The sequence below is a fragment of the bacterium genome (assembly GCA_036524115.1).
GTDB lineage: Bacteria > JAUVQV01 > JAUVQV01 > JAUVQV01 > DATDCY01 > DATDCY01.
Map to the genome: position 1 here is coordinate 1 of DATDCY010000068.1, position 10,682 is coordinate 10,682.

Here is a 10,682-nt window from a genome sequence, read left to right on the forward strand (position 1 = left end):
GTAGTGTCCCGCGGCCTCCGCGCCCCTCCCGAGCGTCGCGAGACAGCGGGCGAGCCCGCGCCGCGCGTGGGCGTCCGCAGGGTCGAGCGCCGCGGCGCGCTCCAGCCACGGGACCGCCTCCTCGCAGCGCGAGAGCGCCGCCAGCGCCACACCGACGGAGGCGATCGGCAGCGGGTCCCCCGGCATCTCGGAGGCCGCCCGCCGGTACCAGGACAGCGCCTCGGGGATCTCGCCACGACGCTCGTGCACCCACCCGAGGTTGTAGTGGACCTGCGGGTTCGACGGCGAGAGCTCGAACGCGCGGCGGATGAGCGAGAGCCCCTCGTCCAGCCGCCCGTCGAGCACGGCGGCCACGGCCAGGTGCTCGATCGCCATCCAGCTCGGGGCGACGCGGGACGCGTGCTCGGCGAGGGTGCGCGTGTCCCTCCACTGCGCGGCCTGCGCGTGGGCGGCGACGCCGAGGAGCGCCACCCACGCCGAGGCTGCGGCCCCGGCCGCGACCGCCGCCCCCCGCCGGCCGCGCCACCGCGAGGGCGCGAGCCACGCGGCCATCACGAAGAGCCCGATGAGCGGGACGTAGGTGTAGCGGTCGGCCCGTGCCTGCGCCCCGACCTGCACGACGCCGATGACCGGCGCCAGCGTGGCCAGGAACCAGAGCCAGCCGGTCAGGTGCGCCGGCGAGCGGCGCCAGTTCCGGAGAAACAGCGCGGTCGCCGCGGCCGCCGCCGCGGCGGCGATCGCGGCGGGGACCAGCGGCGCCCCGCTCCCCGGGTGGGGATAGAAGAACGCGAGGTCGCTCGGCCAGACCGTCCTGGCGCAGTACCACGCCAGCGACGTCGCGGCGTTGGCGAGCCGGGCCGCCAGCGGGATCGGCGTCACGGCGTTGATCGCGCCCGCGAGACCCTGCGACCGGAAGGTGAACGCCGCGGCCACGGCGGCGCCGGCGAAGAGGTGGGCCTTCTCCAGCAGCGCGCGGCGCAGTCCCTCGCCCCGCAGGCGGCCGAGGGGCCAGAAGTCGATCAGCAGCAGCGTCAGGGGGAACGTGACGGCCATGGGCTTGGCCGCGAGCGCGAGCGCGAAGAAGACCGCGACGGGCACCAGGCGCGCCGGCGAGGGCCGCCGCGCGTAGCGCACGTGGCACAGCGCGCCCGCCAGCCAGAGACAGGTCGAGAGCACGTCCTTGCGCTCCGAGATCCACACCGCCGACTCGACGTGGAGCGGGTGCACGATAAAGAGCGCCGCGACGAGCAGGCTGCGCCCGCCGGCGCCCGTGAGGCTGCGCAGCAGCAGGAAGAGCAGCACCCCGGCGAGCGTGTGCAGCGCCAGCCCCGTGCGGTGCAGCCAGCGGGGGTCGGGGCCGAAGAGCTGGACGTCGAGCATGAGCGAGAGCCACGTCAGCGGGTACCAGCTGCCGAGGGTCGCCGTGCGCATCGCCCAGGCGGCGCCGTCCGCCGTCAGCCCGGCGAGCACGCGGGGGTTGCGGACGACGTACTCCTCGTCGTCGAAGGCGACGAAGCCGAACCCGGCCGCGGCATGGAAGACGGCGGCGCTCAGCAGCACGAGGAGCACAGCACCGGCGGCGAGGCGCCACAGCGCGCTGCGTCGGCCCCCGCCGCGCCCCCGGCGAGACGGGGTCATTCGGGGACGCTGCTGTCCGAGGAAAGCCAGCGCTCAGCGTCCCCGCGGTCCCGGAAGACCTCGACCGTCCGCACGGCGCCGGGGCGCCCCTCGCGCAACGCCTTGTACATGCGCCCCATGCCGAAGTGGAGGTCGGAAGCCGCGAATATGGCCAGCCGCGAGGGGCCTCGCGCCGCATCCAGCCTCGCGGCGAGCGAAGCGAGGCGCTCCACGTTGTTCACCGTGTCGTCTTCGATATCCGTCGCCCTGCTCATGTCGACAAGCTCGTCGAAGCCCGCGACCTCGGGGGACGACCAGACGCGCCGCTCGTACTCCGCCAGCTCGTCGTACGTGACGACGCCCCGCAGTGCCGCGGTGACGAGGCGCTTCTCGCGGTCGATGGTGTGCTCGATCGGCATGCCGCAACGATTGCACAAACCGGCGGCCTTTTCCAGACCCGCCGGAGAGAGTGTCTGCGAGTTGCCATGAAGCGCCGAGAAGCAGGCGTGACGGCAGGCTACAGGCCCTCGTCAGCGACAACTTCCGCCCTTGACGTGGGCAAGCCCTGCAGGGGCTAGGCGGGCTTGTGCATCTTTCGCACTTCCTCTGATGCAAAGCGGGAACGCGCCTCAGCGTCGCACTTCACCTTGTGCTTCTTGCACCATTGCGACAAATCATACACGTCGACGAGCACCTCTTCGACCGGAATGTCTTTGCTCTGAAAGTCTTGAACGCGTTCCTGAGCATGTTGGAGCCATGTCTCATAGTCGTCTTCGAGTTCATCCTTGTCCTCGGAGATCTCACGCAGCAAGCTCCATTGTTCCGGCTTGAACCACGCGATCCCGAACTTCACCGGCCTCTCTTCCATGGTCGTCCTCCTCACACCTGTCACAGGTCCAGCAGGGTGCTGCAACACCAAGGGACGAGCAAGTTGACGAGCCTCCAGACAGATCCAGGATCGACGATCTCGCGTCGAGCCATGTCTGGACCCCCCTCGCAGGAGCATCGTGGAGCCTTTAGAATCACTCTTCAGCACCCTGCTGGCGCGCTTGCCGGCCCGGACTGGAACATTGCTTTCACATTAGCTTCAAAGGGCCGCAATGCAAGCGTGATCCGTCGGCTACAACGCCTGGTCATGCCCTCTTTCGATCGACCAGCGTCCCTGCGACAAACTTGTGGATGATGCTAGAAATGAGCGTTTGGTACGGTAGACCTTCCTGTGCCGCGATTACTTGAACTTGATTCAAGTCCCTCGAGGACATACGAATATTGATGCGCTTGTCCTTCTGGAGGGTATTGCGCGCTGCCGTGCGCAGCAGGCGTCCCTTTCCCTTTAGACCCTTGACGGTGCGCCATTCTCCCCGCTCGTACGACTCGACAATCTTCTTCTCTTCGGCTTCGTCCGTGTACGTCTTCATGTCATTTCCCCTTGTACTTCGATGTTGCCTTCCTGTTGGGAATGATGGTCTTGAGGAATATTGTGTTTCCCTCCCTCACGAAGGGGACGAGATATACGTAGTCCTCAATTCGAATGATGGCGATCTCCTGCCCTGGGTATTCCCCTTGATTCGGATGGTCGATGATGTCGAGGTAGCCTTCCTGCTCCAGGATCAGAACCACCTGTTCGAAACTGACCCCTCTCTTGGCTTTCAGCCATTCATTCTTCTCGTTGTTCCAGTCGAACTGCACCATGAGTCAATGGTATGACGCCGTGTGCCTTTTGTCAATCATTGCGGGCATACCGTGGCGTTGAGCCGCGGGCGCGCTTGCCGGCCCGGACTGGAACGTTACAATTCACCTGAGCCTCGGCATCTGAGGGCCGACATGCAAGGGTGATCCGTCGGCTACAACGCCTGGTTAGGCAATGTCCTTGTATGAGTCCAGTGGGCCGCGCCCGAGCAGTGCTAGTACTCGTCCTCGCAGTTGTTCCCCGAGATCCGCCGCCTTCTTCCATAAAATGTGTGGATACTGCCGCGTGTCAAAGTGCAAGTCCGTCTTGTCATTATCACTGCACATCCATATGACGGGAACGCCAAGGCCGAGGGCAAACCCTGCTTCGAAGTAGACACCCCCCCGATGACCGGTGAAGTCTGCTACAACCAACCTGCTTTGACGGATCTGGGCGATGATCTCGTCATCGATCTTGTTGACGAAATGCTCCCGGTCGACGCGGATTGGCCGATATCCGCACTCCCGAATGGTCTTGTCGATCCCCTCCTGATATGTGTCCTTGAGGTCATCTGAGAACGACATTGCCACAAAGACGCGCGGATTCGTCGCGTCATGCCTGTGGGACTGCTCGAGTTCCGTCCATCCCTCAGGTGTAATCCGGATGCCGTAGTGAGGGCCCATCATCTTGTCTATGTTTACCCATCCCCGACTATCAAGGTAGGCGAGAATGTAGTCGAACTCGGCGATGTTCCTGCAATACCCAATTGGGTAGTCTGTCTTTCCGGCTAGGACAATCCGCTCTCCGAAATGAGAGGTCCGCAAGGACAGTCGGCGCAAGAGTTGGCGACCAAGTTCAGGAACGGTGCGCGGATACGTCCCGCTGACCAGAGACCCCACAGTTGAGGCAAGAACCCGGATCGGCTGTCCACCAATATCATGGTTGTACCGCAATACTGCAGACAAGACGTAAAGAGTCTCGCTGCCAGGAATGCCGTCCATCCACAATTCCTCTGAGATGAAGAACTCCCCGCACCGTGGACAAGAGACAAGATTGGTGAGAGTCGAACTGTCGAGACGACATTGGATGTCTGTGTCGTACCCGCACACTGGGCACTTGCTCTTGTCCATATATTTCTGTTCTCCGCAGTAGTTGCCAAACAGTTGATCGTAGCGTTTAGCTGCCGGCGCGCTTGCGGGCGCCTTGGAACCAGCTTCGGCCTCTTCCCATTGAACGGTAGCCCTCGTGCAAGGGTGATCGGTCAGCAACAACGCCTGGTTGAGCATTCATGTGATACCAAGCATGCTCTTTGCGATTGAAGTCAATAGTGTTTGCATGACTTCAAATGGGATCGAACCGCCTTTCTCCTTGATCATTTCCTTCGCTCTGGACCAGACTGATTCGTTTCTGGCTGAATCGATGAACTCATGCCCTTTCCAAGTGAGCCGATCAATTAGCCAATGATCTCCGCCAGAGTCAGACACGTCATGTGACTTTATCAACTCTGCTTCGGCCAGCAGGCCAATGTGATAGTTGATGACCGATGGTTCGTACCCTTCAATCTGCACGGACTCATCTTCAATCTGCTGGTTTGGTTCCATCGCTTCCACAAAGAGCACGATCTTGCGGATGAGATCCATGTCTCTCTTCATGCTTTTCTATCCCTTCGGTTCTATGAGGCCCAACAGGTGGATAATCTACATCTAACGACCGCCACGACCATCCCCGTACACGGCCATCTACCGGCCTATGCCTCCCCGGCCCGGAGTATCGCGGGTTCGATCGGTGCGGTAGATCGGCCGCAGCCTCAGCGTGTGCCTGCCGCGAACAGCCCCCAGAGCCTCTCCGGGTCCACCCGCTGCTCGAAGAGGCGCACGCCCAGGTGCAGGTGCGGGCCGGTGGCGCGGCCGGTGCTGCCCACCCTGCCGACGACCTGGCCGGCGGCGACCTGCTCGCCCTCGGCGACGAGCAGCTTCTCGAGGTGCAGGTACTGGCTCACGAGGCCGGCGCCGTGATCAACCAGGACGGTCAGCCCCGAGTAGTAGAAGTCCCGCGCGAGGCGCACCCTGCCGGCGGCGATGGCGTGCACCGGGGTGCCGGCCGGCGCGGTGTAGTCCTGGCCCGCGTGCGGGCTCTTGGGGATTCCGTTGAGGATCCGCCGGCGCCCGAAGTTGCCCGCGGCGCGCTCGGCGAGGGCCCGCTCGAACGCTCCCGTCCAGAGCGCGCCGCCGCCGGACTCGCGGTAGACCGCGGCCGCCTGCTCCTGTTCGCGTGCGATGCGTTCCTCCAGTTCTTTCGGCGGCGTCACCATCGCCGGCGGCAGGGTCAGGCGCTCCTCCGGGAAGGCGCGCCTGACGACGTCCACCGGGATGCGCTGCTCCTCGCCGCCGGCGCCCCGGCTGACGACGATGGTCTCCCTCCCCGTGGCCGCGTCGATGTCGAGGCCCAGGAGGAACACGGGCGAGCCCTCGCCGCCGAGCGCGAGGGCCGGATAGCGCTTGCCGAGGAACTGCGCCGCCTCCGGGCGCCCCTTTCCTTGCGGCGGACGCAGCACGAAGACGTCGCCCGGCTGCACGCGCAGGACCTGCGGCGCCGTCGCGCGCCCCTTCTGCGCGCACTGGCCCACGGCGCCGGCCAGGGCCAGCGCGCCGGCCAGCGACGCCAGCGCCGCCACGAGGGGGCCGCGCCTCATCCGACCGGACCCGCGGCGCGTGCCGCCGCCTCGCCCGCGTTGGCGGGCCCGCGCCCCCGCCCCAGCGGGTACGAGCGGCGGATTGCCTCGAGCACGAAGGCCTTGGCGCGATGCGCGGCCTCCAGCGGCGGCAGCCCGCGACCGAGGTGCACCGCGATGGCGGCGGCCAGCAGGCAGCCGGTGCCCCGGGTGTTCCGCGTGGGCACCCGCGGCCCGCGCAGCAGGAGGGAGCGCCGCGCATCGACGAAGACATCCACCGCCCCGCCCCGCCGGTGCCCGCCTTTCAGGAGCACCGCGCGCGGCCCACGTGCGAGCAGCGCCCGCGCAGCGCCCACCATGTCATCGAGATCCCTGAGCTCCGCGCCGAGCAGCGCCTCGGCCTCGGGGATGTTGGGGGTCAGGACCGCGGCGAGCGGAAAGAGGCGCCCCAGTAGCGCCTGGATGCCGGGCGCGTCGAGGAGCGCCCCGCCCGTCGTGGCGTGCAGGACGGGATCGACGACGACGTTGGGGACGCGGTGCCGCTCGATGGCGCCGGCCACCGCCCGGACGACCGGCGCGGTCGCGAGCATGCCGACCTTCACCGCCTGGGCGCCGCCGTCGGCAAGCACCGCCTCGAGCTGTGCCCGCACGAGCCGCGGCGCCACCGGCTCGACGGCGAGGACCCGGCGCGTGTCCTGGACCGTCACCGCGGTGATCACCGGCAGCGGGTGCCCGCCAAGCGCCTTCACCGCGTGCAGGTCGGCGGCGAGGCCCGCGCACCCCATCGGGTCCGAGCCGCCGGCGCACACGACGAGCGTCGGCGTCGTCCTCCGGCGCGGCGCCGCGGCGGCTATCACCGCGGCATCCCTGCGTTTTCTTGACAGCGCACGAACACGGCCGATACTATACCAGACGTATCGCAGGGCAGTCTCGGGGGGAATGGTCCGCGGCGACGTGCGCCGCGAAGCGAAGGAGATCGCGCATGAGGGAAGAGAAGCCGCGCAAGATCGTGTTCATCGACCGGCGCTTCCAGGGGCAGTTCATCCTCAAGTTCGTGCTGCTGCTCCTGGCCGGCACCGGGCTCTTCGTCCTCGCGGCGTACCTGATCCTCAACCGGCGCCTCGAGGAGACGTACTACAGCGCCCACTACACCATCAAGAGCACCGGCGAGATGCTCCTGCCGACGCTCCTGTCGCTGGCCGGCGTGTTCGTCCTCGTGCTCGGCGCCGCGGTCGTCGCCGTCACGCTCTACGTCTCCCACCACATCGCCGGCCCGCTCTACGCGATCCGCCGCTACCTCGAGAGCGTCTCGCGGGGCGAGCTGGACTTCCAGCCCAAGCTGCGCGACGACGACCAGACCACGCCCCTGGCGGAGTCGCTGGCGCACGCGATCGAGACGTTGAACAGCCACCTCGTGTCGATCCGCGGCGGCGCCGACGCGCTGCGCGAGGCCTCGGGCAAGCTCCCGCGCCACCTGCAGTCGCTCGACGCCACGACCGCCGAGTGCCGGAGCGACCTGGAGGACCTGCTCGCGCGCGAGGAGGCGCTGATCCGGGAGCTGCAGTTCTTCCGCCTGCGCACGCCGCCCGAGAGGCCCTGAGGCGACGGCGGCGGGAGCCCAACCGGCCATGCGCGGGACCGCCCTCCTGCTTGCCGCGGGGCTGCTCTGCGGCGCCACCGGCGGCGCGGCGGCGGTCACGCTCTCGCCGCACGCGGTGCAGTTCGAGAAGGTCGGCTGCACGCACTGCCACCTCACGCTCCCCGGCCAGGGGCGGGTGCTGCAGAACGGCGTCTACCGCAAGAGCATCGACGATCTCTGCCAGGAGTGCCACGCCGCCTCGCTCGAGGACAACCTCAACCACCGCGTCGGCATCCGCCCGTCGATGAAGGTCCCGACCGATCTGCTGCTGAACGAGCGCGGCGAGCTCTCGTGCATCACCTGCCACGCGCCGCACGCCGAGTTCGTCAACCCGGACACGGGCGGCCGGACCTGGCTGCTGCGCCGGCAGATGCTCAAGCGCGAGCTGTGCCTCGCCTGCCACGCCGACGAGAACTTCCAGGAGCCCCGGGTCAGCGTCTCGCTGCTGGCGCCCGCGAACAACGCCGTCGTGGACACGCTGCCGGTGCCGCTGATCGGCACGCTCTCCGAGCCGGGGATCCGCGAGGTGACCGTCGAGATCAACGACACGCCGCTGGTCCTGAGCGTGGAGAACGGGACCTTCTCGACGATGCTCAGGCTCCGCGACGGCATCAACACGGTGCGCATCTCGGGCCAGGGGGTCGAGCCCGAGGCGCTCAACATCCTCTTCCGCCCGACGCTGCCGCGGGAGATGACCTACCGCCTCTACCGCTCCCACGGCATGGTCAACCGCAAGGACTGCTTCGTCTGCCACGACCGCGGCGCCCGCTCCTACGCGGTCGGCGGCAGCGACGCCGCGCTCTGCGGCAAGTGCCACGACCGGTTCGCTCCCGAGCGCTACGTCCACGGGCCCGTGGCCGTCGGCAGCTGCACCGTCTGCCACGACCCGCACGGCCAGACCAACCCCGGGTTCCTCGTCGCCTCCGGCGAGGCGCTCTGCTTCCGCTGCCACACCGAAGCCGACGCGCTCAAGCACCTCGTATCGCCCGATGGCGGCAGCGCCTTCCTGCGCCAGAAGGGCTGCACCTACTGCCACGACCCGCACCAGGCGGACCGCCGCTACCTCCTGCGCCCGGCCCAGGACTAGCCGCTCACAGCCCCGGTCCTCACCGACCTCTGCTGCCCCGGTCCTGCGGGAGCGTCATTTTTCGTTCTGGCAAGGCAGCGACGAGCCCGCGCGGAGGCGTACTGGTGCCCCCCACCCCCTGCCCACTCCACCCCTGCTGCCCGCGCGCAGTCCCGTGGGGATTTTTCGTCCAGGCAAGGCCGCGCCGAGCGTGCGCGGAGGCGGGCTGGTGCCCGCCGCACAAGCAACGCGAGAAGCAACGCAGCCTGGGCGGAAAAGACCCCCGGGAATGCCGCGGGCCTAATCCAGTCCCGATCGCCGCCTGAGGATCCATTCTCCCGCGAGGAGCGCCAGGAAGAGCAGGAACACCGGGACCGACTCGGCGAGCGCCCGCCCCTCCTCCCGCTCGCGCGCGGCGCCCTCCCCCGTCAGGTCCCTGAGCACGCGGGCCAACGCCTCCGCCGTATCCCCGGCGTCGCCCAGCTCGAGCAGCGCGCCGCGCCGGCCGGCGAGCAGCGCCTTCAGGGCGTCGCGGTTCAGCCCCGGCGAACGGAACTCCTCGAGCGGCCACGCCGCCGTCACGACGGCCGCCGCCCGCGCGTAGACCTTGCCGCGCGCCGAGGCCTCCGCGGCGATCTCCCACGTCCCCTCGCCGGGCGCCGGCGCCTCGACGACGAAGACCCCGGGGGCCTCCGCAGTCGGTGCCAGGGCGCGCGTCTCACCGCGCGGCCCCTTGAGCGTCACCGAGAGGTCGGGGCTCGCGGCGGGGAGGAAGTCCTCGCCCAGCACGCGGATGCGGGCGCGGACCTTCTCGCCGGGGGCCACCCGCGCGCGCTCCGGCTCGACGCGCGCCGGCTCCAGCTGCGGGTCGCCGATGCTCCAGCGCACGGCCTGGCGGACGAACGCCAGGTAGGGGCGGCTGCCGCGGCCCCGCCCGGCCTCCTCGAACGCCCAGTCCCAGAGCGAGTCGGTCAGGACCGAGAGGACCCTCCCCTTCCCGTGGCGGCCGATGACCACGAGCGGCTGCGCCGGCCCGCCCTCGACCGGCACCTCCGCCAGCACCACGGCCCCGCGCACGGCCGGCCCGCTGACGTTGTACCCCTGGAGGGGCGGCGGCTCGCCGCCCTGGGCCACGAGCCCCTGGAAGAAGGGGTGAGCACGTCCGGCGGCGGTCAGGCGCGGCCGCACGGTGACGTCCCGGAAGCCGCCGCCCGCCGCGGGCGCGTCGGGGAGGGACACGGGGAGCAGCGGCGCGAGCGGCGTGAGCTGGTAGCGCCCTCCCTGGTACGAGAGCGGCCCGCCGAGCATCCAGAAGCCCCCGCCGCCGCGCACGAACTCCTCGACCTTCTCGAGGTAGGCGCTCGGCAGATAGGGCTGGGAGGCGAAGTTGTCGAAGATCAGCAGGTCGAAGTTGGGCAGCTCCTCCATGAAGATCTTCTGGGTCGGGAACGGGATGAGGCTCAGGTCCTGCTGCGGGACGTCCACGGCGTCGGAGGCCGAGCGCAGGATGATGAAGGACACGACGTCCAGGCTCGGATCCCCCTTGAGCGCGCCGCGCAGGAAGCGGTAGCTCCAGCTCGGGGTCCCGCTGACGACCAGGACGCGGATGCGATCGCGCACGGCGTCGAACGACAGGTCCGCGCGGTTGTTCTCCGCGATCTGCTCGCCGTCGAGGAGGGGCACCTGCAGCGTCAGCGCGTGGGCGCCGGGCGCCGGCGGGGTCCACTCCAGCGACTCGCGCAGCTCCGTGCCGTCGGGAGGCAGCCGCAGCGTGCGCGAGACCAGGACCTGCTCGCCGCGCTTGAGCAGCAGCGGCACCTCGCGCCCGGCGTACCCGCTCGAGCGGACCGTCACCGCGATCACGGCCGGGCTGCCGGCGAAGGCGACCGCGGGCGGCTCGGCCGCCGCTATCTCGACGTCGCGCGTGCGCTCGCCGGCGCCGACGCCGACGAACACCACCGGCACGCCGCCTCCGGTCTCGGCCCCCGTGGCCGCCGCGCCGGCGCCTGCGCCGTGCCCG

The 10,682-nt window shown here is 68.8% G+C and carries 12 protein-coding genes; 2 read left to right on the forward strand and 10 right to left on the reverse strand.

Features of this window, described 5'->3' with window-relative positions:
• The 9 genes from VI078_03185 to thiD form a co-directional block, all read right to left on the reverse strand.
• The coding region (locus VI078_03185; GenBank protein ID HEY5998287.1) for a tetratricopeptide repeat protein at positions 1-1,638 on the reverse strand (1,638 nt) is incomplete at its 3' end.
• Positions 1,635-2,036 (reverse strand): hypothetical protein, encoded by a 402-nt coding sequence (locus tag VI078_03190; protein ID HEY5998288.1) that lies wholly within the window; start codon positions 2,034-2,036, stop codon positions 1,635-1,637. The genes VI078_03190 and VI078_03185, both read right to left, overlap by 4 nt.
• 155 nt (positions 2,037-2,191) lie before the next feature.
• Positions 2,192-2,485: a hypothetical protein gene (locus VI078_03195; GenBank protein HEY5998289.1), complete on the reverse strand. Its 294-nt coding sequence runs from the start codon at positions 2,483-2,485 to the stop codon at positions 2,192-2,194.
• A gap of 265 nt (positions 2,486-2,750) precedes the next feature.
• Complete coding sequence (locus VI078_03200) at positions 2,751-3,035, reverse strand: antitoxin (protein ID HEY5998290.1); 285 nt, start codon at positions 3,033-3,035, stop codon at positions 2,751-2,753.
• Position 3,036: 1 nt separating this feature from the next.
• Complete coding sequence (locus VI078_03205) at positions 3,037-3,306, reverse strand: BrnT family toxin (protein HEY5998291.1); 270 nt, start codon at positions 3,304-3,306, stop codon at positions 3,037-3,039.
• A gap of 168 nt (positions 3,307-3,474) precedes the next feature.
• On the reverse strand, positions 3,475-4,572 hold the full coding sequence (locus VI078_03210; protein HEY5998292.1) for a hypothetical protein: 1,098 nt from the start codon (positions 4,570-4,572) through the stop codon (positions 3,475-3,477).
• Complete coding sequence (locus VI078_03215) at positions 4,573-4,938, reverse strand: DUF2513 domain-containing protein (protein HEY5998293.1); 366 nt, start codon at positions 4,936-4,938, stop codon at positions 4,573-4,575.
• Between the two features lie 155 nt (positions 4,939-5,093).
• Positions 5,094-5,978 (reverse strand): M23 family metallopeptidase, encoded by an 885-nt coding sequence (locus tag VI078_03220; GenBank protein HEY5998294.1) that lies wholly within the window; start codon positions 5,976-5,978, stop codon positions 5,094-5,096.
• Positions 5,975-6,814: a bifunctional hydroxymethylpyrimidine kinase/phosphomethylpyrimidine kinase gene (gene thiD, locus VI078_03225; GenBank protein ID HEY5998295.1), complete on the reverse strand. Its 840-nt coding sequence runs from the start codon at positions 6,812-6,814 to the stop codon at positions 5,975-5,977. The genes VI078_03220 and thiD overlap by 4 nt, the downstream gene beginning before the upstream one ends.
• Positions 6,815-6,939: 125 nt before the next feature.
• Here thiD and VI078_03230 point away from each other — a divergent pair, with 125 nt between their 5' ends.
• Positions 6,940-7,557: a methyl-accepting chemotaxis protein gene (locus tag VI078_03230; protein HEY5998296.1), complete on the forward strand. Its 618-nt coding sequence runs from the start codon at positions 6,940-6,942 to the stop codon at positions 7,555-7,557.
• 28 nt (positions 7,558-7,585) lie between these two features.
• Complete coding sequence (locus VI078_03235; protein HEY5998297.1) at positions 7,586-8,683, forward strand: cytochrome c3 family protein; 1,098 nt, start codon at positions 7,586-7,588, stop codon at positions 8,681-8,683.
• A 279-nt stretch (positions 8,684-8,962) separates the two neighbouring features.
• On the opposite strand, the gene VI078_03240 is transcribed toward VI078_03235, so the two are convergent.
• The coding region (locus VI078_03240; GenBank protein HEY5998298.1) for a glutamine amidotransferase at positions 8,963-10,682 on the reverse strand (1,720 nt) is incomplete at its 5' end.

Excerpts from the sequence above, each read along its gene's own strand:
- VI078_03210 (HEY5998292.1), bottom strand. The coding sequence starts at position 4,572 with ATGCTCAACCAGGCGTTGTTGCTGACCGATCACCCTTGCACGAGGGCT.
- VI078_03195 (HEY5998289.1), bottom strand. The coding sequence starts at position 2,485 with ATGGAAGAGAGGCCGGTGAAGTTCGGGATCGCGTGGTTCAAGCCGGAA.
- VI078_03190 (HEY5998288.1), bottom strand. The coding sequence starts at position 2,036 with ATGCCGATCGAGCACACCATCGACCGCGAGAAGCGCCTCGTCACCGCG.
- VI078_03230 (HEY5998296.1), top strand. The coding sequence starts at position 6,940 with ATGAGGGAAGAGAAGCCGCGCAAGATCGTGTTCATCGACCGGCGCTTC.
- VI078_03235 (HEY5998297.1), top strand. The coding sequence starts at position 7,586 with ATGCGCGGGACCGCCCTCCTGCTTGCCGCGGGGCTGCTCTGCGGCGCC.
- VI078_03215 (HEY5998293.1), bottom strand. The coding sequence starts at position 4,938 with ATGAAGAGAGACATGGATCTCATCCGCAAGATCGTGCTCTTTGTGGAA.
- VI078_03200 (HEY5998290.1), bottom strand. The coding sequence starts at position 3,035 with ATGAAGACGTACACGGACGAAGCCGAAGAGAAGAAGATTGTCGAGTCG.
- VI078_03220 (HEY5998294.1), bottom strand. The coding sequence starts at position 5,978 with ATGAGGCGCGGCCCCCTCGTGGCGGCGCTGGCGTCGCTGGCCGGCGCG.